Annotated in this window: 22 protein-coding genes; 20 read left to right on the top strand and 2 right to left on the bottom strand. The window is 71.7% G+C overall.

The window, feature by feature from the left end; translation table 11 throughout:
- The first annotated feature begins 76 nt into the window (after positions 1–76).
- The 5 genes from DEJ22_RS08470 (at position 77) to DEJ22_RS08450 (ending at position 3448) form a co-directional block, all read left to right on the top strand.
- Positions 77–523, top strand: coding sequence for a hypothetical protein (locus DEJ22_RS08470; protein WP_111226153.1), 447 nt, complete (start codon positions 77–79; stop codon positions 521–523).
- 36 nt (positions 524–559) lie between these two features.
- Positions 560–1540 carry a tRNA pseudouridine(55) synthase TruB gene (gene truB / locus DEJ22_RS08465; protein WP_111226152.1) on the top strand — a complete coding sequence of 327 codons (981 nt, stop codon included), beginning with the start codon at positions 560–562 and terminating at the stop codon, positions 1538–1540.
- A complete protein-coding gene (locus tag DEJ22_RS08460; RefSeq protein ID WP_111226151.1) occupies positions 1537–1902 on the top strand; it encodes a hypothetical protein in 366 nt (121 codons plus the stop codon). Before truB ends, DEJ22_RS08460 begins: the two co-directional genes overlap by 4 nt.
- Before the next feature lie 129 nt (positions 1903–2031).
- A complete protein-coding gene (locus DEJ22_RS08455) occupies positions 2032–2472 on the top strand; it encodes a hypothetical protein (protein ID WP_111226150.1) in 441 nt (146 codons plus the stop codon).
- Positions 2473–2482: 10 nt separating this feature from the next.
- On the top strand, positions 2483–3448 hold the full coding sequence (locus tag DEJ22_RS08450) for a bifunctional riboflavin kinase/FAD synthetase (protein WP_111226149.1): 966 nt from the start codon (positions 2483–2485) through the stop codon (positions 3446–3448).
- Positions 3449–3547: 99 nt separating this feature from the next.
- Here the strand turns inward: DEJ22_RS08450 and DEJ22_RS08445 are convergent, their stop codons facing one another.
- The gene (locus DEJ22_RS08445) at positions 3548–4780 is read right to left on the bottom strand and encodes a DUF349 domain-containing protein (protein WP_181430670.1); all 1233 of its coding nucleotides are present in this window, start codon (positions 4778–4780) and stop codon (positions 3548–3550) included.
- A gap of 135 nt (positions 4781–4915) precedes the next feature.
- Complete coding sequence (locus DEJ22_RS08440) at positions 4916–5734, bottom strand: peptidylprolyl isomerase (RefSeq protein WP_111226148.1); 819 nt, start codon at positions 5732–5734, stop codon at positions 4916–4918.
- Positions 5735–5863: 129 nt separating this feature from the next.
- On the opposite strand from DEJ22_RS08440, the gene DEJ22_RS08435 reads away from it, so the two are divergent.
- The 15 genes from DEJ22_RS08435 (at position 5864) to DEJ22_RS08365 (ending at position 22082) form a co-directional block, all read left to right on the top strand.
- A complete protein-coding gene (locus DEJ22_RS08435) occupies positions 5864–7246 on the top strand; it encodes a replication-associated recombination protein A (RefSeq protein WP_111226147.1) in 1383 nt (460 codons plus the stop codon).
- 253 nt (positions 7247–7499) lie between these two features.
- Complete coding sequence (rpsD, locus tag DEJ22_RS08430; RefSeq protein ID WP_058726527.1) at positions 7500–8129, top strand: 30S ribosomal protein S4; 630 nt, start codon at positions 7500–7502, stop codon at positions 8127–8129.
- Between the two features lie 130 nt (positions 8130–8259).
- Entirely contained in the window at positions 8260–8442 is a 183-nt protein-coding gene (locus DEJ22_RS08425) for a hypothetical protein (RefSeq protein ID WP_111226146.1), read from the top strand.
- A 72-nt stretch (positions 8443–8514) separates the two neighbouring features.
- Positions 8515–11172 (top strand): alanine--tRNA ligase, encoded by a 2658-nt coding sequence (gene alaS, locus DEJ22_RS08420; RefSeq protein ID WP_111226145.1) that lies wholly within the window; start codon positions 8515–8517, stop codon positions 11170–11172.
- An 8-nt stretch (positions 11173–11180) separates the two neighbouring features.
- Positions 11181–11624 (top strand): Holliday junction resolvase RuvX, encoded by a 444-nt coding sequence (ruvX, locus tag DEJ22_RS08415; protein ID WP_181430689.1) that lies wholly within the window; start codon positions 11181–11183, stop codon positions 11622–11624.
- A gap of 89 nt (positions 11625–11713) precedes the next feature.
- A complete protein-coding gene (gene mltG, locus DEJ22_RS08410; protein WP_111226143.1) occupies positions 11714–13237 on the top strand; it encodes an endolytic transglycosylase MltG in 1524 nt (507 codons plus the stop codon).
- A gap of 57 nt (positions 13238–13294) precedes the next feature.
- Positions 13295–14515 carry a chorismate synthase gene (aroC, locus tag DEJ22_RS08405; RefSeq protein ID WP_111226142.1) on the top strand — a complete coding sequence of 407 codons (1221 nt, stop codon included), beginning with the start codon at positions 13295–13297 and terminating at the stop codon, positions 14513–14515.
- Between the two features lie 71 nt (positions 14516–14586).
- Positions 14587–15078, top strand: coding sequence for a shikimate kinase (locus DEJ22_RS08400; RefSeq protein WP_111226431.1), 492 nt, complete (start codon positions 14587–14589; stop codon positions 15076–15078).
- Positions 15075–16172, top strand: coding sequence for a 3-dehydroquinate synthase (aroB, locus tag DEJ22_RS08395; RefSeq protein WP_258379532.1), 1098 nt, complete (start codon positions 15075–15077; stop codon positions 16170–16172). The genes DEJ22_RS08400 and aroB overlap by 4 nt, the downstream gene beginning before the upstream one ends.
- A 67-nt stretch (positions 16173–16239) precedes the next feature.
- Positions 16240–17928 (top strand): ABC1 kinase family protein, encoded by a 1689-nt coding sequence (locus DEJ22_RS08390; protein WP_111226141.1) that lies wholly within the window; start codon positions 16240–16242, stop codon positions 17926–17928.
- A gap of 138 nt (positions 17929–18066) precedes the next feature.
- Positions 18067–18630, top strand: coding sequence for an elongation factor P (gene efp / locus DEJ22_RS08385; RefSeq protein WP_058729119.1), 564 nt, complete (start codon positions 18067–18069; stop codon positions 18628–18630).
- A 10-nt stretch (positions 18631–18640) separates the two neighbouring features.
- Positions 18641–19126, top strand: a complete 486-nt coding sequence (nusB, locus tag DEJ22_RS08380; protein WP_111226140.1) for a transcription antitermination factor NusB — start codon at positions 18641–18643, stop codon at positions 19124–19126.
- A 57-nt stretch (positions 19127–19183) separates the two neighbouring features.
- Positions 19184–19780, top strand: coding sequence for a bifunctional pyr operon transcriptional regulator/uracil phosphoribosyltransferase PyrR (gene pyrR / locus DEJ22_RS08375; RefSeq protein WP_111226139.1), 597 nt, complete (start codon positions 19184–19186; stop codon positions 19778–19780).
- Positions 19777–20739: an aspartate carbamoyltransferase catalytic subunit gene (locus DEJ22_RS08370; RefSeq protein ID WP_111226138.1), complete on the top strand. Its 963-nt coding sequence runs from the start codon at positions 19777–19779 to the stop codon at positions 20737–20739. The genes pyrR and DEJ22_RS08370 overlap by 4 nt, the downstream gene beginning before the upstream one ends.
- Positions 20736–22082 (top strand): dihydroorotase, encoded by a 1347-nt coding sequence (locus DEJ22_RS08365; RefSeq protein ID WP_111226137.1) that lies wholly within the window; start codon positions 20736–20738, stop codon positions 22080–22082. The genes DEJ22_RS08370 and DEJ22_RS08365 overlap by 4 nt, the downstream gene beginning before the upstream one ends.
- Positions 22083–22098 lie beyond the last annotated feature (16 nt).

The raw sequence follows: 22098 nt of genomic DNA, 5'->3' as shown, positions 1-22098 counted from the left end.
ACTGCAGCCGACGGATCGTCCACAACCTGCCCGGAGGCTCGACGCGCGTTCACCACGACAGCCTACGGTGGGAGCCATGGCACGCTGGGCACCGCAGGAGACCGACACGATGGCTGCGATCGCGCAGGAGGTGATCGCCCAGGTCGGCACGAACCGCACCGTCGTCGGCATCGACGGGCAGGACGGCGCAGACCTCGAGCGCGTCGCCGCGGGCCTGGTCACGGGCTTCCAGCAGCACGGCGTCTCCGCGATGGCGGCGGCGGCCCCGTCGTCGGACGTCGACGTGCTGCGTTCGGACATCGTCACGCCCTTCCGCACGACCGGTGCGGGTGAGGGGGTCCTCGTGGTGCACGGGCACGGGCTGCTCGCACAGGGCGCCCGCGGCCTCTGGCGCTGGTCGCTCTGGGTCGAGCAGGAGCAGGGGCGGTTGGAGCGCCGTGCCGACGTCAAGATCGCGGCGTCCGCGATCCTCGACGTCACCGATCCGGAGCACCCGCGCCGCGAGTGGAACGACGCCTGCTGACCCGCTGTCCGCCGGCGGCGCTGGTACCCTCGTCCGGTGCTCGCAACCGCGCCTGACGGCATCCTCCTCGTCGACAAGCCGCAGGGCATCTCCAGTCACAGGGTGGTGTCGATCGCCCGTCGTCGGCTCGGACTCAAGAAGATCGGCCACGCCGGCACACTCGACCCGATGGCGACCGGTCTCCTGCTGCTCGGCGCGGGGCCCTCGACGCGGCTGCTGACGCACCTCGTCGGACTCGGCAAGACCTACACGGCGACGATCCGCTTGGGGGTCGGCACCGACTCCGACGACGCCGACGGCACGCCCACGTCGACGCACGGTGTCGACGGCATCGACGTCTCCGAGGGTGCCGTGGAACGGGCGGTCGCCGCGCAGCGCGGGGTCATCGCCCAGGTCCCCTCGACCGTCAGCGCCATCAAGGTCGACGGCCGCCGCGCCTACGACCTCGCGCGCAAGGGTGAGGAGGTCGTCCTGCGCTCGCGCACCGTCACCGTCGCGCGGTTCGACGTCACCGGGCGGAACGACCGGACCGTGCGGGTCGACGGGCAGGACGTCGCCGTGGTCGACGTCGACGTCGTCGTCGACTGCTCGTCCGGCACCTACGTCCGCGCGCTCGCCCGTGACGTCGGTGCCGCGCTCGGCACGGGTGCCCACCTCACCGCGCTCCGCAGGACCGCCGTCGGGCCCTTCGACGTCGGGTCCGCGATCGACCTCGAGGACGACGGCGTGGACGTCGGCGCCGCACTCGTCCGTCCGGCAGACGTGGCGCGGCGCCTGTTCGACGTGGTCTCCCTCGACCCCGCCGCCGCGAAGGACCTGTCGGACGGCAAGCGGGTCGCTGTCGAGCACCCCGACTCGGACGGTCCGGTCGCTGCGATCGCCACCGAGGACGACCGGCTCGTGGGGCTGGTCTCGGTGCGACGCGGGCGGCTCCGTGCGATCACGAACTTCCCGGCACCGGCACCGGCACCGGCAGCGACCGGCGCGGGCAGGACCACGGACGGAGCGGACGCGTGATCGAGTGGTTCATGTGGGTGCAGCTCGCGGTGGCCGTGGTCGCGGGGCTGTTCGCCGTCGTGGTCGGGTTCATCGGGTGGAAGCCGAACGACTACACCGTCGGGTCGCTCGCGCTCATCGAGCTGCTGCTCCTGGTGCAGGGCGTGATCTCGCTCGTGCTCCCCGCGGTCGGCAGCCCGCCGCAGGGGAACGTGCTCGAGTTCGGTGTGTACGCAGTGTCCGTGCTGCTCGTGCCACCGGCAGCGATCCTCTGGGCGCTCATCGACCGGACGAAGTGGAGCACCGTCGTCCTCGGCGCCGGTGCCTTCACCGTCGCGGTGATGGTGTACCGGATGTACCAGATCTGGTTCGCCCTGAACTGACGCGTCCGTGCGTCCGCGTGGGCGCCTCGGTCCGACCGGGCCCGACCCGACGGCCGGGGCCGGACGACGCGCGGCGCGACGTCCCCGTGTGCGTCGCCCGGGTCGTCGCCCGTCGGTAGACTCGGTGCAATGGCGACCAGATCCTCCCTCGCGACCGGCGTCGGCCGAGTCCTCATCGCCGTGTACGGCATCCTCGCCCTCGCGGCGACCGGGCGCAGCGTCGTCCAGATCATCGAGAAGTTCTCCTTCGCGCCGTTCGCCTACACGCTCAGCGCCGTCGCGGCGGTCGTCTACATCGTCGCGATGATCGCCCTCATCGCACCTGGCCGCGCCTGGTACCGGGTCGCGTGCGTCACGATCGGCTTCGAGATGGCGGGCGTGCTGGTCGTCGGCACCCTGTCCCTGGTCGACCGCCAGCTCTTCCCCGACGACACCGTGTGGTCCTACTACGGTCTCGGGTACCTCTTCGCACCGCTCGTGCTGCCGATCGCCGGACTCTGGTGGCTCCGCAAGCACCACCGTGCCGCCGTGGCCGAGCCCGCACCGGCGACCGCGACGGCAGGCGAGTAGGGGGTCGGCCGTGCAGTACTACGACGACCTCGCGGACGTGGCGCAGGGCTTCGGTCCGAGCGCAGTGACGATCGGCAAGTTCGACGGCGTGCACGTCGGGCACCGGGCGGTCATCGCACACCTCGAACGTGCCGCGCGTGAACGTGGCCTGGTGTCGACCGTCGTGACCTTCGACCGGCACCCGCTCAGCGTGATCGACCCGGAGCGCGTCCCGCCGGCGCTGACGAGCACCGCGCAGCGACGGGAACTCCTCGAGGAGATCGGCGTCGACGCGATGCTCCTCCTGCGGTTCGACCAGGACCTGCAGTCCCAGGCGCCCGAGGCCTTCGTGTCCGAGGTCCTCGTCGGCACCCTGCACGCCGAGCTCGTGTTCGTGGGCAGCGACTTCCGCTTCGGGGCGCGCGGTGCCGGTGACGTCGCGCTGCTGCGACGCCTGGGGGAGCGGTACGGCTTCCAGGTCGAGCTCATCGACGACGTCGACCTCCGCGACGACGTCCGCCCGTCCGACGAGCGCCGGGTGTCCTCGACGTGGATCCGGGAGCTGCTCGGTGTCGGACGCGTCGCCGAGGCCGCCCGACTGCTCGGCCGCGAGCACGCCGTGCGCAGCACCGTCGTGCACGGCAACCAGCGCGGCAGGGCCATGGGTTACCCGACGGCGAACCTCGACCCGGCGTGCGAGGGCTTCGTCCCCGCGGACGGCGTCTACGCCGCACGCGTCCTGCACGAGGGCACCGTGTACCCGGCAGCCGTCTCGGTGGGCAACAACCCGACGTTCGAAGGCGTGCCTGCCAAGCAGATCGAGGCGCACCTGCTCGACGTCGACATCGACCTCTACGGTGACACGATCTCGGTGCTCTTCGTCTCGTACGTGCGGGGCATGGTCGCCTTCTCGTCGATGGACGAACTCGCCACCCAGATGCGACAGGACGACCTCGACATCCGCCTGCTGCTCGGGCTCCCCGCGCCGGTCCAGTAGACCGGTCCACGGGCGGGCGGTCCCGGCTGACGGTCCCCACAGACGAGAACCCCCGCGACCGATGGTCGCGGGGGTTCTCGTCGTGCGGTGCTCCGGGCGTCAGCCGCCGAGCGCGTCCAGCCAGATCTTGCGGGCGTCGAGGGCTTCCTGCGCTGCCTTGATCTTCCGGGCGTCGCCCGATGCCTGCGCCGCCTCGAGCTCCGACTGCAGCTTGCCGATCGCGTCCTCGAGCTGGCTCGCGAGACCGTTCTGCCGGGCCTTGCGCTCCGGGTCGGACGCCTTCCAGTGCTCGTCCTCGAGGCTGCGCACGTGGTCCTCGACCGCACGGAGCCGGTCCTCGATCCGGCGGACGTCACCGCGCGGGACCTTGCCGATCTCGTCCCAGCGGCGCTGGATGTCCGTCAGGGTGCGACGTGCGGCGATGCGGTCCCGCTGCTGGAGCAGCGGCTCCGCCTCGGTCAGCAGCGCCTGCTTCGCGACGAGGTTGGCGGAGAACTCCTCGTTCTCCGCTGCCGCCTCGGCGTGACGGTGCTCGAACAGGACGTCGCCGGCTGCCTTGAAGCGCGCCCACAGTGCGTCGTCGTGGCGCTTGCCGGCCCGTCCGGCACGCTTCCAGTCGTCGAGCAGCTCCCGGTAGGCCGGGATGCCGTCGGAGCCGCGCGACGCGAGGGCCTCGGCCTGCTGCACGAGCTCCTGCTTGCGGTTGCGGGCGTCTCGGTGCTGCGCGTCGAGCTCCGAGTAGAAGGCGCGCCGGTGCTGGTCGACGGTCGAGCGCGCGGCGCGGAAGCGCTTCCACAGCTCGTTCGCCTCGTTCTTCGGCAGTCGGGGACCGTCGTGCTGGTGCTGCTGCCACCGGGCGAAGACGTCGTCGAGCTGGGCGGTGACCTGCTTCCACTGCGCGCGAGCGGGATCGACCGCGGCGAGGGACTCGGCTTCCTCGACCAGCGCCGTGCGGTACGCGAGCGCCTCGGTGAGGGCCTGCTGCGCCTGCGCCTGCTGCTCCCTGGTGAGCGAACCGACCTGCTCGGACAGCGCCGCGACGCGGTTCTCGAGCGCCTTGAGGTCACCGACCACGCGGGCCTCCGACACCTGCGAGCGCAGGTGTTCGACGGTCCGGGCGACGTCGTTCGCCGAGGCACCACGCTGTGCGCGCTGCTCCGCGATCTTCACCTGCCCCTCGAGGTCGGCGTACTTGCGCGCGAAGTACGCGAGGGCCTCGTCCGGGGTGGCGTCCGGGTACTCACCGACCGCCTTCTCGGTGTCCTCGTACCGGACGTACACCGTCCCGTTCTCGTCGACCCGGCCCCAGGTCGTTGCTTCGTCAGGTCCCACAGGTCTCGCCTCGATCGTGGTCGTGCATCGCCGACGTCCCCGTCGGCACGGTCAGGTCGTCAGCCTATTGCACGGAAGGTCCCCTGCGACCAGCGTGACGTGCTGGCTGTGGACGAGCATCCGACGACGGACCGCTCAGTCGCCCTCGCGGATCGTCGCGCCGGTGATCGTCGTCGCCACCTTCGGCTCCCCGGTGCCGTCCGCCCCGGGCGAGGTGATGCCCTTCGAGGTGATCTCCGACTCGAGGTCGTCGAGGCCGCTGGTGACCTTGCCGACCACCGTGTACCCGCCGGACGAGCCGTCGAGGGTGGTGTCGCCGTAGACGATGAAGAACTGCGTGCTCTGCGAGTACGGTGACGCCCCGCGGGCGATCGCCAGCGTGCCCGCCGCGTACTCCCCGTCGCTCGGCACGTTCTCGAGCGGGCCGTACTCGAAGCCGGCGTCGCCGGTTCCGTCGCCGTTGGCGGACCCGCACTGCAGGAACCGGAAGTCGCTGCTGTCGGCGAGTCGGTGGCAGGTGGTGCCCTGGTAGAACTGCTTGCGGATGAGGTCGATCTCGACGCTCGCGGCCTGGGGTGCCCGCTCTCCGTCCAGCTCGATGCCGAGCTCGACGTCGTCGTTGAGCGTCAACGTCCCGGTCCAGGTCCTCCCGTCCGCGATGTCCTTGCTGGGCACCTCGCCGGTGTTCCCGGCGGTCGCACTGGCGCTCGGGGTCGGACTCGCCGAGGCGGTTGCGGTCGCGGTCGCGCGCGCGTGGTCGGCGCCGCGGGAACCGGCGAAGGCCAGCTGCGATCCGGTCGCGAGTGCCGCGACGAGCACGAGCACACCCACCCCGACCACGTCGTCCCGCACCCGACGGCGTCGCTGCCGCTCGTGCAGGCCCTGTCGGGCCTGGTACAGGCGGAGTCGCTCGCGCGCCTCGCGGTTGTCACGCGCCTGGTTCTTCGGTGCCACGGTGCTGATCGGACCTCTCGTCGACTGTGCCGACGAGCGTAGCGGAACGAGTGCCGCGCCCGGCCGGGAGGCGCGGAGCGCGTCGGTGGGTCGGCCTACGATTGGACCATGGCAGCGGATCGATCGGGCATGCGCGCGCCCACCACCGGCGGTCGCGCCGGGTTGGCCCAGGGCTCCGTCCCGCTCGCCGTGCGGATGCGTCCGACGAGCCTGGACGAGGTCGCCGGCCAGCAGCACCTGCTCGGGCGGGGGAGCCCGCTCGTCCAGCTCGCCACCGGGACGCGCGAGAACCCCGGCGGCGTCTCGGTGATCCTCTGGGGTCCGCCCGGCACGGGCAAGACGACCCTCGCACAGGCCATCGCGCGCCAGTCCGGCCGTGAGTTCGTGGAGCTCTCGGCCGTCACCGCGGGGGTGAAGGACGTGCGCGAGGTCATGGAGAAGGCCCTCACGCACCGCGACCTCTACGGGTCGACCACCGTGCTGTTCCTCGACGAGATCCACCGCTTCAGCAAGGCCCAGCAGGACGCCCTGCTGCCCGGCGTCGAGAACGGCTGGGTCATCCTCATCGCGGCGACGACCGAGAACCCCTCGTTCTCGGTCATCTCGCCGCTCCTCTCTCGGTCGTTGCTGTTGACGCTCAAGCCGCTCACCGACGAGGACCTCGGCATGCTCGTCGACCGCGCGGTCGAGGACCCCCGCGGTCTCGGCGGGTCCGTGGTGCTCGGTGACGACGCCCGGTCGGCCATCGTCCGGCTGTCCTCCGGCGACGCGCGACGCGCGCTCACGGCGCTCGAGGCGGCGGCGTCCTCGGCGATCGCGGCGCAGACCGACGACGACGAGGACGAGGACGTCTCCCTCGACGGCGTCGAGACGGTGCCGCTGGTCGACGCGGACACGGTCGCGGCAGCGGTCGACCGTGCCCTGCTCCGGTACGACCGTCAGGGCGACGAGCACTACGACGTGATCAGCGCCTTCATCAAGTCCGTCCGGGGGAGCGACGTCGATGCGGCGCTGCACTACCTCGCCCGCATGATCGAGGCCGGGGAGGACCCCCGGTTCATCGCCAGGCGCATCATCATCTCGGCGTCGGAGGACATCGGCATGGCCGACCCGCAGGCGCTGCCGATCGCGGTCGCCGCCGCGCAGGCGGTGCAGCTCATCGGCATGCCGGAGGGGCGGATCCCGCTGGCCGAAGCGGTGGTGTACCTGGCCACAGCGCCGAAGTCCAACGCGGCCTACAACGGCGTGAACGCAGCGATCGCCGACGTCAAGGCCGGTCGCATGGGTGTCGTGCCGGTGCACCTCCGCGACGCGCACTACCCCGGGGCGAAGCGCCTCGGGCACGGCAAGGGCTACGTGTACTCGCACGACGCCGAGCACGGTGTCGCCCGGCAGCAGTACCTGCCCGACGCGCTCGAGGGCACCGAGTACTACGCGCCGACCGCCAACGGGTACGAGCGCGAGGTCGGCCCGCGGCTGGAACGACTCCGGAAGATCACACGCGGCGAGTGAGCAGGGTGCTCCTGTCCACGGCGGAATGCTGCTATCGTTGACGGGCCTACGTCCTGGTCCTCGCGTGCGGCTGCGTCGAGGACAGAGTCCCACCGCGGTGGGACGGGGGCAGAGGTTCGGACTGTAGCCGTCCGATCCCACAGGCTCATCCCTCTGGATCCCGTCGTCGGGATCGATTCCCGCCGTGTGCCCAGCGTGCGCGGACGATCGAGTGTCCGGCGAGTCATTCAGTTCAGACAGAGAAAAGGACCCTGTGTCTACCAAGTCACGTACCCGCAGCAAGACCCGCCTCTCGCGTGCGCTCGGCATCCCGCTGACGCCGAAGGCGGCCCGTTACCTCGAGAAGCGCCCCTACGGCCCCGGTGAGCACGGCCGCACCCGCCGTCGCGCGGACAGCGACTACGCCGTCCGTCTCCGTGAGAAGCAGCGTCTGCGCGCCCAGTACGGCATCCGCGAGAAGCAGCTCCGCATCGTCTTCGAAGAGGCCCGCAAGACGAAGGGCCTGACCGGTGAGAACCTCGTCGAACTCCTCGAGCAGCGCCTCGACGCCCTCGTGCTCCGTGCCGGCTTCGCCCGCACCACCGCGCAGGCCCGTCAGCTGATCGTGCACCGTCACATCCTCGTCGACGGCAAGCTCGTCGACCGTCCGTCCTTCCGCGTCAAGGAGGGCCAGCTCATCCACGTGAAGCAGCGCTCCGAGTCGCTCGAGCCGTTCCAGGTCGCCGCCGCCGGTGGCCACCAGGAAGTGCTCCCGAAGGTCCCGGGCTACCTCGAGGTCGAGATCGACAAGCTCCAGGCCCGCCTGGTCCGTCGTCCGAAGCGCGCCGAGGTCCCCGTGACCTGTGAAGTGCAGCTCGTCGTCGAGTACTACGCAGCTCGCTGATCCACGGATCACACCCGAACGGCGGGTCGGCCTCTCAGGAGGGCGACCCGCCGTTCGGCGTCCCGGGGGTGCTGCGCCACTACACTCGTTCGGGCACGCACCGCTCGCGTGCGCGAGAGGGAGAGGCACCGTGAAGCAGCTGTTCTTCGTCGTGGTCGGCGTCGTCATCGGGTTCGCGGCCGCGCACCGGATCGCGAACACCCCGGGCGGCGCACGCTTCTTCGCGGACGTGAACGCCAGGACGAAGGCGTTCACGGATGCCGTGGCCGACGGGTACCGCTCCCGTGAGGCCGAACTCCGCACCGACGCCTGAGCGCCACCGTCGACCGACCCGTCCCCGCGCCCGCTCCACGTACCCTCCCGCCGACCTGAATCAGGAAGCACCATGCAGACCGCAGAGATCCGCCGCCGTTGGCTCCAGTTCTTCGGCGACCGCGGACACACCGTCGTCCCGTCCGCGTCGCTCGTCTCGGACGATCCGTCGCTGCTCTTCACGGTCGCCGGCATGGTCCCGTTCATCCCCTACCTCACCGGTCTGGTCCCTGCGCCGTACCCGCGTGCGACGAGCGTCCAGAAGTGCATCCGCACCAACGACATCGAGGAGGTCGGCAAGACCCCTCGGCACGGCACGTTCTTCCAGATGAACGGCAACTTCTCGTTCGGTGACTACTTCAAGGAGCAGGCGATCCAGTACGCCTGGGAGCTCCTGACCACGCCGGAGGCGGACGGCGGCCTCGGGTTCTCGCCGGACGACCTGTGGGTCACGGTGTACGAGGAGGACGACGAGGCGATCGTCTTCTGGAAGGAGCACTCGTCGCTCCCCGACGAGCGGATCCAGCGCCTCGGCAAGGACACCAACTACTGGTCGACGGGCCAGCCGGGCCCCGCCGGCCCGTGCTCCGAGATCTTCTTCGACCGCGGTCCGGCGTACGGCATCGACGGCGGTCCGGCGACCGACGACGACCGCTACGTCGAGATCTGGAACCTGGTCTTCATGCAGTACCAGATCGCGGACGTGCGATCGAAGTACGACTTCGCGATCACGGGCGAGCTGCCGAACAAGAACATCGACACCGGCATGGGGCTCGAGCGCGTCGCGTTCATCAAGCAGGGCGTCGACAACATGTACGAGATCGACCAGGTGCGTCCGGTGCTCGACCGTGCCGCCGCGATCTCCGGTCGTGAGTACGGTGCCGTGCACGAGGACGACGTCCGCATGCGCGTCATCGCGGACCACGTCCGCTCCTCGCTCATGCTCGTCGCCGACGGGGTCACGCCGTCCAACGAGGGCCGCGGCTACATCCTGCGCCGCCTGCTCCGCCGGACCGTGCGCGCCATGCGTCTGCTCGGTGTCGAGGGGGCGACCTTCCCCGAGCTCTTCCCCGCGTCGCGCGACGCGATGCAGGGGGCGTACCCCGAGGTCGCCGAGCAGTACGACCGCATCGCACGGATCGTCTACGCCGAGGAGGAGACGTTCCTCCGCACCCTGGCGCAGGGCACCACCATCCTCGACGTCGCGGTCGAGCGCGCCAAGCAGGACGGTGCCCCGTCGATCGGTGGGGACACGGCGTTCCTGCTGCACGACACCTTCGGGTTCCCGATCGACCTCACCATGGAGATGGCCGAGGAGGCCGGGGTCCGGGTGGACCGAAGTGCCTTCGAGACCCTGATGTCCGAGCAGCGTGCCCGGGCGAAGGCCGACGCGAAGAGCAAGAAGACCGCTCTCGCCGACCTCAGCGTGTACAGCGCCTTCCGTGCCGCCGGCGAGACCGTCTTCCTCGGCTACGACGCGCTCGAGGCCGAATCCGCCGTGCTCGGCATCATCGTCGACGGCGTGAGCGTCGACCGTGCGGTCGCCGGCGACATCGCCGAGGTCATCCTCGGGGAGACCTCGCTCTACGCGGAGTCCGGCGGTCAGGACGCCGACCAGGGCTCGATCGTCGGCAACGGGTTCGACCTCGAGGTCCTCGACGTGCAGCGTCCGGTCGCCGGGCTCTGGAGCCACAAGGTGCAGGTCCGCTCCGGCGAGGTCGGGGTCGGGGACGCCGCGACGACGGTGGTCGACGCCGAGTACCGCCGCGGGGCGACGCAGGCGCACTCCGCCACGCACCTCGTGAACGCGGCACTCCGCGACGTGCTCGGACCGGAGGCGCTCCAGGCCGGCTCGTACAACAAGTCCGGCTACATGCGGCTCGACTTCTCCTGGTCCCAGCCCGTCTCGGGTGAGACGCGCTCGGAGATCGAGGAGGTCGTCAACGCCGCGATCCGGTCCGACCTCGCGGTGCAGACCCGGGTGCTGCCGCTCGACGAGGCGAAGGCCCTCGGTGCCCAGGCCCTCTTCGGGGAGAAGTACGGTGCCGAGGTCCGCATGGTCGACATCGGTGGCCCGTGGTCGCGCGAGCTCTGCGGTGGCACCCACGTCGCCTCGAGCGCGCAGGTCGGGCTCGTCAACCTCGTGGGGGAGTCCAGCGTCGGGTCGACCAACCGTCGCGTCGAGGCGCTCGTCGGGCTGGAGGGCTTCCGTGACCTCGCGGTCGAGCGGACCATCGTGTCGCAGCTGTCGAGTGCACTCAAGGCGCCCCGCGAGGACCTGCCGACGCGTGTCCAGGGCCTGATGGAGGACCTGCGCGCCGCCCAGAAGCGGATCGCGGAGTTCGAGTCGGCGAACCTGCAGCAGCGCGTGCCCGCGATCGCACGCCAGGCGACGACCGTCGGGACGACCACGGTGGTCGCCGAGACCGTCGACGGCCTGCAGTCCGGTGACGACCTCCGCTCGCTCGCGACCGGCGTCCGAGGGCAGCTCGGTGACGGAGCAGCCGTGGTCGTCCTCGGCGCGGTGGTCGGCGGCAAGCCGGTCGTCATCGTGGCGACGAACGACGCGGCCCGTGCCGCTGGCGTCGCGGCAGGTCCGCTCGCGAAGGAGGCCGCCGGCGTCCTCGGCGGCGGTGGTGGCGGCAAGCCCGACCTGGCCCAGGGCGGTGGCACGGACGCGGGCGCGCTCCCGGCGGCGCTGCGTGCCGTGACGGCGCGCCTGGCGGGCTGAGCGTGGCGATCCGCACGGGCCGTCGGCTCGGTGTCGACGTCGGCAGGGCGCGCATCGGGGTCGCCGTCTGCGACCGGGACGGCCTGCTGGCCACCCCGGTCGAGACGGTGCCTCGGGACGAGGCGACGGACGTCCGTCGCATCGTCGAGCTCGCCGACGAGTACGACGTGCTCGAGGTCGTCGTGGGGCTGCCCCTGTCGATGTCCGGTGACGACACACCCTCGACCGCGGACGCCCGCGCCTTCGCCGAGCGCCTCGCGGAGCACCGACCCGTGCGCCTGGTCGACGAGCGGCTCTCCACGGTGACGGCCCAGCGCGGTCTGCACCAGGCGGGGCGGAACACGAAGAAGTCCCGGGCCGTGATCGACCAAGCGGCCGCTGTTATCATTCTGCAACACGCGCTCGACCACGAGCGTGCGTCCAGCGCCGCCCCCGGCGCCACGCTCCCCTGACCGACCGGCCCCGGAGCGGGTCGGGAGACCGACGTTCCCGGACCGTCGGGGCCCTGGTGGAGCCCCCGACCCGAGAGACCGAGGATCCCTTGGCAGACGACCTGGACTGGGACGCGATCATCGCGCCCGGCGACGATGCCGGCCGACGACGCCGGTCCGCCGACTCCGCAGCCGACCCGGACCGTCCGATGTCGCGCCGCGAGGCTCGGGCCGCCGAGGCGGCCGCAGCAGCCTCCGCGCCAGCGGGTCCTGAGGCCGAGGACGCCCGACCCGTGACCACCGACGTGGGCTCGGCGGGTACGCGACATCCGGTCGCACCGGCCGATGCGCCGGTCGCCCGGTCGCACGACGAACTGCACCCGGAGGTGCAGGCGCTCCTCACCGGCGAGGTTCCCGCGCCCGACGCCCGGGCGGTGGGCGACGCCCACGGCGGTACCGGAACCGGTCCGGACGGACCGCGCGACGGGGCCGGCGGTACGGGAGACGGCGGACGCGGGGGACGCGGCGGGGGAGGCGGTGCCTCCCGGCAGCCGCGCGGACCGCGACCGCCGCGTCGCCGTGGACCGCTCATCGCGGGGATCGTGATCGTCGCCCTCGTGCTCGCGGTCGGCGTCGGCGCCTACGCGTTCGCCGCGCCCAAGATCCAGCAGGTCGTCGGAGCGATCGGCGGATCGAGGGAGCCGGACGATTACACGGGCGACGGGACGAGCAAGGTCACCGTGACGATCAAGCAGGGCGACATCGGCGAGGACGTCGCCAAGACCCTGCAGCGCAGCGGCGTGGTGAAGAGCTCGAAGGTCTTCTACAAGCTGCTGCTGACCTCGCCGGACGTCTCGTTCCAGCCGGGGTCGTACGAGCTGAAGAAGGAGATGAGCTCGAAGGCCGCACTCGCCGCCCTCAGGGACTCCGACAACCGCGTCGAGGCCTCGATCGTGATCCCCGAGGGGACCGCGCTGCAGGACATCGAGGCGGGCATGGTCTCGAAGGCGGGACTGACGGAGGCTGAGGTGACCGCTGCAGCGAAGGACGTGCAGGCCTACGGCCTCCCGGCGGGCACGACGACGCTCGAGGGGTGGCTCTTCCCGGCGACCTACCCGATCAACCCCGGGTGGACCGCGAAGCAGTACTTCCAGTCGATGGTCGACACCATGAAGGAGCACCTCGCCGCCGCCGGCGTGGCCGAGGGCGACCAGGAGCGGGTGATCGTCTTCGCCTCGCTCGTGCAGAAGGAGGCCGGCCTCGCCGCCGACTACCCGAAGGTCGCCCGGGTCTTCCAGAACCGGCTCGACATCGACATGCCGCTGCAGTCGGACGCGACCGTCGCGTACGGGACGGGCAACACGCACAAGGTGACCACGACCGACGCCGAGCGTGCGGACGCGGGGAACGAGTACAACACCTACGTGCACAAAGGCCTGCCCCCGGCACCGATCTCCAACCCGGGCGACGTGGCCATCAAGGCCGTCACGAACATGGCGGACGGCAAGTGGCTGTACTTCGTGACCGTGGACCTGGACACGGGGGAGACCGTCTTCTCGGACACGTACGCGCAGCACCAGGTGGCGGTGAAGCAGTTCCAGGCCTGGCTCCGGGCGCACCCCGAGTACCAGTAGCGGCACGGCCGCCGGCGGCGGCGTCTCACGGCGACCCGCTGTGGGATGATTGACACCATGCTTCGTTGGTTGACCGCTGGTGAGTCCCACGGACCCGAACTCATCGCGATGCTCGAGGGCCTGCCCGCGGGCGTCCCGGTGTCGTTCGAGTCCATCCGCACCGACCTCGCGCGGCGCAAGCTCGGCTACGGACGCGGCTCGCGCATGAAGTTCGAGCAGGACGAGCTCCACGTCTCCGGCGGTGTCCGCCACGGCTTCTCGCTCGGCAGCCCGATCGCCATCCGCATCGGCAACACGGAGTGGCCGAAGTGGGTCGAGGTGATGAACCCCGAGCCCGTCGAGTCCACCGAGATGTCTCGCGGCCGCAGTGCGCCCCTCACCCGTCCTCGTCCCGGACACGCGGACCTGGTCGGCATGCAGAAGTACGGCTTCGACGAGGCGCGGCCGATCCTCGAGCGCGCTTCCGCCCGCGAGACCGCGGCCCGCGTGGCGCTCGGGGCCGTCGCGAAGTCGTTCCTCGCCGAGCTCGGCATGCGTTCGATCGCCCACACCCTCCAGGTCGGCACGGTCCGGGTGCCCGACGGCACCGCGCTCCCGCTTCCGGACGACGTCGACCGGCTCGACGAGGACCAGCTCCGCTGCGCCGACCCCGAGACCTCCGCACGCATGGTCACCGAGGTCGAGGCCGCGAAGAAGGACGGCGACACGCTCGGCGGCGTCGTCGAGGTCCTCTTCCACGGCGTCCCGCCGGGGCTCGGCTCGCACGTGCAGTGGGACCGACGACTCGACGCGCGCCTCGCCGCCGCGATCATGGGCATCCAGGCGATCAAGGGCGTCGAGGTCGGCGACGGGTTCGCGACGGCCGGTCGTCGCGGCTCCGCGGCACACGACGAGCTGTACCGCGAGGACGGTGAGATCATCCGCACGAGCGACCGCGCCGGCGGCACGGAGGGCGGCATGTCCACCGGCACCGTCCTGCGGGTCCGAGCTGCCATGAAGCCGATCGCAACCGTGCCCCACGCGCTCCACACCATCGACGTCGCCACGGGTGAGGACGCCTCCGCGCACCACCAGCGCAGCGACGTCTGCGCCGTCCCCGCCTCCGGTGTCGTCGCCGAGGCGATGGTCGCACTGGTGCTCGCCGACGCCGTGCTCGAGAAGTTCGGCGGCGACAGCCTGGCCGAGACGAAGCGCAACCTCGAGGCGTACCTCGCGTCCATCCCGGAGACCCTGCGCTCCCGTCGGACCGAGACCGCCGAGCCCTCGACGACCCGGTGAGCAGCACCGACGCGTCGACGCCCGACGGCCGCGTGCCGGGCGTCGACGCGGCCGTCGTGGTGATCGGACCGATGGGCGCCGGCAAGTCGAGTGTCGGCAAGCGTGTCGCGAAGGCCCTCGGCGTGTCGTTCACCGACACCGACAAGGTCATCGCGCGGACGCACGGACCCATCCCCGGCATCTTCGCCGACCGCGGAGAACCGGCGTTCCGGGAGCTCGAGGCCGAGGCGGTCCGGACCGCCGTCGCCACCGGGGGAGTGGTCTCGGTCGGCGGCGGCGCGGTGACGCACCCGGACACGCGCGCGGCCCTGCGCGGGGCCCGCATCGTGCTGCTCACCGTCTCGCCCGAGGCCGTCGCGGAGCGGATCGCGGGCAGCGACCGGCCGCTCCTCGCCCAGGGGGGCATCGATGCCTGGCAGACGATCGCCGACGCCAGGGCAGCCACCTACGCCGAGCTCGCCCACGCCACCTTCGACACGTCGCGACGCCCGATGTCGCACGTCGTCCGTGACGTGGTCGCCTGGCTCACCGAAGACCAGCACACCACCGGAGGGACACCGTGACCGCGTCGAACCTGCCCGAGGGCACCACCGAGATCCGCGTCGGCGGCGAGGACGGCTACCCCGTCGTGGTCGGCAACGGTCTGCTCGCCTCGGTCCCCGCGCTGCTCGGCCCCCGGGTCGCGAAGGTCCTCATCGTGCACGCGCCGACGCTCGGCGCCAGGGCGAACGACCTCCGTGCCGTCCTGGTCGAGGCCGGACTCGACGCGCTCATCGCCGAGGTGCCGGACGCCGAGGCCGCCAAGCGCGTCGAGGTCGCGGCGTTCTGCTGGCAGGTCATGGGCCAGGCCGACTTCACCCGCACCGACGCCGTCATCGGTCTCGGCGGCGGAGCCGTGACGGACCTCGCGGGCTTCGTCGCCGCGACCTGGTTGCGTGGCGTGGCGTTCGTCGCGATCCCGACGAGCGTGCTCGGGATGGTGGACGCGAGCGTCGGCGGCAAGACCGGGATCAACACGAACGAGGGCAAGAACCTCGTCGGGGCGTTCCACCACCCGCGCGCCGTCGTCGCCGACCTCGACCTCGTCCGGACGCTGCCGCGCAACGACGTGCTCACCGGCTTCGCGGAGATCGTGAAGGCCGGGTTCATCGCGGTGCCGGAGATCCTCGACGTGATCGAGGCGGACGTCGCGCGCGTCACCGACCCCACGACCCCGGAGTTCCGCCGCGTCGTCGAGCTCGCCATCGCGCTGAAGGCCGAGGTCGTCGCGGACGACTTCACCGAGCAGGGGCGCCGGGAGGTCCTGAACTACGGGCACACCCTCGGCCACGCGATCGAGCACGCCGAGCGCTACCAGTGGCGGCACGGCGCTGCCGTGTCGGTCGGGATGGTGTTCGCCGCCGAGCTCGCCAGGCTGACGGGACACCTGGACGACGCGACGGTGGACCGGCACCGCTCGATCCTCGAGTCCCTCGAGCTGCCCACGTCCTACGGGCTCGGGCGGTGGGAGGGGCTCCTCGCCACGATGCGGCGGGACAAGAAGGCGCGGGCCGGCATGCTCCGGTTCATCATCCTCGACGGCGTCGGCAAGCCGGTCACGCTCGAGGGTCCGGAGGACCACCTGCTGTTCACCGCCTACCAGGAGGTCGGCGTCTAGCGGAGGACGTCCTCCTGGCTGTGCAGGAACGGGGTGGGCCCGCAGGACGGGGGAGCACACTGGTCCGGTGCCCACCCCGCCCCGTCTGAGCGACCTCGGCCAGCAGGACGCCACCGTCGGCAGTCTGCGCTCCCGCGCGCGGCGCTTCGCCGAGCTGCTGGCGATCGCCCGCCGACACGGACTCGTCCCCTTCCGACGCCTCGACTTCTCACGCGACCCGGAGACCTCCGACCTGCGGCGACGGCAGGCCGAGCACCTGCGCCGTGCCCTCGAGGAGGCCGGAGGCGGGTTCGTGAAGATGGGACAGCTCCTCTCGACGCGCGACGACCTGCTGCCGGACGAGTGGACAGAGGGGCTCGCGCACCTGCAGCGGAGCGTCCGACCCGCGGACCCGGCAGCGGTCGCAACCCTGCTCGCGGAGGAGCTCGGCGCGCCCGTCGGAGCGGTCTTCGCCTCGTTCGACCCGGAACCGGTCGCCGCCGCGTCGATCGCCCAGGTGCACCGGGCGACACTGCGCGACGGCACCGTCGTCGCCGTCAAGGTCCAGCGCCCCGGGATCGACGTCGCGGTCCGCCGTGACGTCGAGATCGCGCTGCGGGTCGTCCGGTTCCTCGCGCGGACGAGCACCGAGGCCCGGCAGGTCGGCGTCGCCGACGTCGCGCAGCAGTACGCCGACGACCTCGTCCGGCAGGTGGACTTCACGTCGGAGATGCGGAACCTGACCGCCCTGCGTGCAGCGCAGACCCGGAGTGCCCGCCCCGACGCGGTCGCCTACCCGGAGCCCTACCGCGAGCTCTCGGGACGCCGGGTGATGGTGATGGAGTTCCTCGAGGGCGAGACCCTCAGTGCGCTGCGGGCGGCGGGCGCCGGGCCGGACCTCGACACCCCGATGCGCGCCGTGCTGGACGCCTTCCTCCGGCAGGTCGTCTTCGACGGGATCTACCACGCCGACCTCCACCCGGGGAACGTCGTGCTCCTGCCCGACGGGCGTCCCGCCCTCATCGACTTCGGGTCGGTCGGGCGACTCGACCCGGGGCTGCGGGCCACCGTCCAGGACCTCCTCGCCGGGTACATCCAGGACGACACCGAACGGATCGCCGACGCCGTGATGCGGATGGCGCCCGTCCGTGACGCCGAGGACGAGCCGGACTTCCGACGCGACATCGCCGCCTTCGTCGCGGACGAGCTCGGGCCGGGTGCTCGCATCGGGGTCGAGACGGTCGACGACGCCGTCGCGGTCTTCGGGCGCTACCGGCTCAAGCCGCCGCCGGACTTCGTCGCCGCCGCGCGGGCGCTCGCGATCTTCGAGGGGACGCTCCGCAGCCTCGCCCCGTCGTTCGACCTGCTCGAGGAGTCGCGGGACCTGGCGCGACGGCAGATCCGCGACCAGCTGCGTCCGCGGGCGGTGCGGGACCTCGCCCTCCGCGAACTGTTCGGCGTCGTCTCGACGGGCCGCAAGCTGCCGCGACGGGTGGACCGCATCGGGGAGGCGCTCGAGACGGGTCGGCTCGCGGTGAACATCCGGCTGTTCTCGGACCGGCGCGACCGCGAGGTGGTGTCCGGGCTGGTCCGTCGGGTGCTCCTCGTGCTCCTCGGTGCGGGTGCCGGAGTGCTCGCGATCGTGTACCTCGCGGCCCCGACGCGGCCGGGCGCGGTGCTGTCCACCGGCGCAGCGGGCGGGATCCTCGGCGGGGCGGCGGTGGTGCTGCTGGTGTGGGCAGCGGTCGACGCATGGTGGGCGCGCCGCCGACGGTGACGGGCCCGGAGCGGGGCCCGGGACGCGAGCCGTGGGTCCGCTACACTCGTCGGGGCGTCGGCACGGGCTCTGGCCCGCCGTCGCCGGGACCGGACGCACGTCCGGGAGACCTTCACAACCACATCGAACGGAAGACCCATGGCGAGTACCACTGACATCAAGAACGGCGCCGTTCTCATCATCGACGGGCAGCTCTGGTCGGTCGTCGAGTTCCAGCACGTCAAGCCGGGCAAGGGCGGCGCGTTCGTCCGGACCAAGCTGAAGAACGTCGTCTCGGGCAAGGTCGTCGACCGCACGTTCAACGCCGGTGCGAAGATCGACACCGCGACCGTGGACCGTCGCGACTACCAGTACCTGTACCAGGACGGCGAGTCCTACGTCTTCATGGACACCGACACCTACGACCAGGTCCCCGTCTCCGAGACCGTCGTCGGCGACGCGAAGAACTACCTGCTCGAGTCCGCCATGGTCACCATCGCGATGAACGAGGGCAACCCGCTCTACATCGAGCTCCCGACGTCCATCGTCACCGAGGTCGAGACCGAGCCGGGCCTGCAGGGCGACCGCTCCTCGGGCGGCACGAAGGACGCGACGATCATCGCGACCGGTCACCGCATCCAGGTCCCGCTGTACCTCGAGAACGGCACCACGGTGAAGATCGACACGCGCGACGGCAGCTTCCTCGGCCGCGTCAACAACTAGGCGCTCGCCCATGAGTGCTCGTTCGAAGGCCCGGAAGCGCGCCCTCGACATGCTGTACGTGGCGGAGGTCCGCGAGCTGCCGATCGCGGACGTCCTGGCCACCGAGACGGTCCGTCACCTCGACCAGCCCGAGCGAGCGTCGAGCTGGGACTACGCCCGGCAGATCGTCACGGGCATCGACGACGACCGTGCGGCGATCGACAAGGTGATCGTCGAGCACGCACAGGGCTGGTCCATCGCCCGGATGCCCGTGCTCGACCGGTGCATCCTGCGGATGGGTGTCTGGGAGCTCCGGTACAACCCGGAGGTCCCGGACGCGGTCGCGATCGCCGAGGCGGTCGAGCTCGCCCAGTCGCTGTCCACCGACGACTCCGCCGGCTTCGTCAACGGTGTGCTCGGTGCCGTCGCGGGTGGCCGTGCACCGTCCGGTCGGACCGCCGACCAGGCAGCCGCACCGTCCGGTCGGACGGTCGCAGGGGGCCAGGAGTCCGAGTAGGGTTGTCCACGTCAGCGTCCTTTAAGTCCGTCCGGTGAGGCGGGGAAGGAGGTCGGCGTGGGCACCAGAACGGTCCTGCAACACCCCGACATCACGCGTGCTCTGACACGCATCGCGCACGAGATCCTCGAGGCCAACCACGGTGCCTCGGACCTCGTGCTGCTGGGCATCCCGACACGGGGTGCCGTCCTGGCCGAGCGGCTCGACCGCGTCCTGGCCGACATCGAACCCGAGTGGGCAGCGGACCGCGACCAGCGGCTCGGCACGCTCGACGTCACGATGCACCGGGACGACCTCGGCCACGGCATCGGTCGTGCGCCGCACCGCACGACGATCCCGACGAGCGGCATCGACGGCAAGGTCGTCGTGCTGGTCGACGACGTGCTCTACTCCGGTCGTACCGTCCGGGCAGCGCTCGACGCCCTGCAGGGCATCGGGCGCCCCCGGGCGGTGCGGCTCGCGGTGCTCGTCGACCGTGGCCACCGCGAACTGCCCATCCGTGCGGACCACGTCGGCAAGAACCTGCCGACCGCGTCCGACGAGCGGGTCACGCTGCGCCTGACCGAGACCGACGGCAGCGACGAGGTCGTCATCGAGCAGAGCGATCCGCAGCAGGGCGACCCGCAGCAGTCCCAGCAGGGTGGTGCCTCGTGAAGCACCTCCTCTCCACCGCCGACCTGTCGCGTGCTGACGCAGTCCGGATCCTCGACGTCGCCGAGGAGATGGCCGAGGTCAACACCCGTGAGGTCCGGAAGCTCCCGGCCCTCCGCGGCAAGACCGTCGTGAACCTCTTCTTCGAGGACTCGACCCGCACCCGCATCTCCTTCGAGGCCGCCGCCAAGCGCCTGTCCGCCGACGTCATCAACTTCGCGGCGAAGGGCTCCAGCGTCTCGAAGGGCGAGTCCCTGAAGGACACCGTCCAGACCCTCGGCGCGATGGGCATCGACGGCATCGTCATGCGGCACCCGGCATCCGGTGCCCCGCGGGTGCTCGCCGAGGCCGACTGGATCGACGTCCCGGTCGTGAACGCCGGCGACGGTACGCACGAGCACCCCACGCAGGCCCTGCTCGACGCCTTCACGATGCGCCGCCGCCTGCACGGCGAGGCGAGCCGCGGGAAGGGCCTCGACGGCGTCCGGGTGACGATCGTCGGCGACGTCCTGCACAGTCGCGTCGCGCGGAGCAACGCCTGGCTGCTCGGCACGCTGGGTGCCGAGGTGACGTTCGCGGCCCCGCCGACCCTGCTGCCCGCCGTCGACCGTCCGTTCGGCGCCGCGGTGCACCACGACCTCGACGCCGCCCTCGCCGAGGACCCGGACGTCGTGATGCTCCTCCGCATCCAGCAGGAGCGGATGAACGACGCGTTCTTCCCGAACCCCCGCGAGTACACGCGGCACTTCGGCCTCACGGCGGCACGGGCGGCAGCGCTGTCCGAGCGCACGCTGATCATGCACCCGGGCCCGATGAACCGCGGCCTGGAGATCGCCGGTGTCGCCGCCGACGATCCGCGCTCGACCGTCGTCGAGCAGGTCGCCAACGGCGTCTCCGTCCGGATGGCCGTCCTGTACCTCGCCCTGACCGGCGAGCACGAACCGAAGGAGCCCGTCGCATGACCGCCCACCTCATCCGCGGCGCGCAGCTGGTGGACGGCTCGCGTGCCGACATCCGCCTGGAGGGACGACGCATCACCGCGGTCGGGTCCGGTCTCGACGCGACCGGTGCCACGGTCGTCGACGCGGACGGTCTGATCGCCCTGCCCGGTCTCGTGGACCTGCACACGCACCTCCGCGAGCCCGGCTTCGAGGAGTCGGAGACCGTCCTCACCGGCTCGCGCGCCGCGGCAGCCGGTGGCTTCACCGCCGTCAACGCCATGGCGAACTCCTCGCCGGTCGCGGACACGGCGGGCGTCGTCGAACAGGTGCAGGCGCTCGGGGACGACGCCGGCTACGTGACGGTCCGCCCGATCGGTGCGGTGTCACAGGGCCTGCAGGGCACGCACCTGTCGGAGATCGGCGCGATGGCGACGAGCCGCGCGAAGGTCCGCGTCTTCTCGGACGACGGCTCCTGCGTGGCGGACCCGCTCCTCATGCGCCGGGCGCTCGAGTACATCAAGGGCTTCGGCGGCGTGCTCGCACAGCACGCGCAGGAGCCCCGGTTGACCATCGGTGCGCAGATGAACGAGGGCCGGCTGTCGTCGGAGCTCGGGCTCGCCGGCTGGCCCGCAGTGGCGGAGGAGGCGATCATCGCCCGCGACGTCCTGCTCGCCGACCACGTCGGCGCCCGGCTGCACGTCTGCCACGTCTCGACCGCGGGCAGCGTCGAGGTCATCCGGTGGGCGAAGTCCCGCGGGATCGACGTCACCGCCGAGGTCACGCCGCACCACCTCGTGCTCACCGAAGACCTCATCGCCGGTGTCGACGGTGCCCCCGGGTACGACGCCCGCTACAAGGTCAACCCGCCGCTGCGCTCCCGCGAGGACGTCGACGCCCTGCGCACCGCCCTGGCCGACGGCACGATCGACATCGTCGCGACCGACCACGCCCCGCACACCGCCGAGGCGAAGTGCTGCGAGTGGCCCGCAGCGGCGAACGGCATGGTCGGGCTCGAGTCGGCGCTGAGCGTCGTGCACGCCGCCGTGGTCGAGGACGGCCGGCTCGACTGGGCCGACGTCGCCCGGGTGCTGTCCGAGGCCCCGGCACGCATCGGGCAGGTCGCGGGTCACGGCCAGCGCATCGCCGAGGGTGCCCCCGCCGAGGTCACGCTGTACGACCCGACCGCGGTCCGGGAGTTCTCGGTCGACGACCTCGCCGGCCAGTCGCAGAACTCCCCGTACCTCGGGATGCGCCTGCCCGGGCGGGTCGTCGCGACGTTCCACCAGGGGTACCCCACGCTCCTCGACGGGGCGCTCGTCGACACCGAGACCGTGGCGGCCGCGGCGAAGGCGGCGGCAGCGTGAGCCGGGCGGTGACCCG

The organism is Curtobacterium sp. MCSS17_007, from assembly GCF_003234175.2.
Classification (GTDB): domain Bacteria; phylum Actinomycetota; class Actinomycetes; order Actinomycetales; family Microbacteriaceae; genus Curtobacterium.
This window is presented reverse-complemented; position numbering and strand designations above follow the sequence as displayed.

Coding starts and splice junctions, on each gene's coding strand:
- DEJ22_RS08470 (WP_111226153.1), top strand. CDS start 77: ATGGCACGCTGGGCACCGCAGGAGACCGACACGATGGCTGCGATCGCG.
- DEJ22_RS08455 (WP_111226150.1), top strand. CDS start 2,032: ATGGCGACCAGATCCTCCCTCGCGACCGGCGTCGGCCGAGTCCTCATC.
- DEJ22_RS08435 (WP_111226147.1), top strand. CDS start 5,864: ATGCGCGCGCCCACCACCGGCGGTCGCGCCGGGTTGGCCCAGGGCTCC.
- alaS (WP_111226145.1), top strand. CDS start 8,515: ATGCAGACCGCAGAGATCCGCCGCCGTTGGCTCCAGTTCTTCGGCGAC.
- aroC (WP_111226142.1), top strand. CDS start 13,295: ATGCTTCGTTGGTTGACCGCTGGTGAGTCCCACGGACCCGAACTCATC.
- DEJ22_RS08400 (WP_111226431.1), top strand. CDS start 14,587: ATGGGCGCCGGCAAGTCGAGTGTCGGCAAGCGTGTCGCGAAGGCCCTC.
- efp (WP_058729119.1), top strand. CDS start 18,067: ATGGCGAGTACCACTGACATCAAGAACGGCGCCGTTCTCATCATCGAC.
- nusB (WP_111226140.1), top strand. CDS start 18,641: ATGAGTGCTCGTTCGAAGGCCCGGAAGCGCGCCCTCGACATGCTGTAC.
- DEJ22_RS08365 (WP_111226137.1), top strand. CDS start 20,736: ATGACCGCCCACCTCATCCGCGGCGCGCAGCTGGTGGACGGCTCGCGT.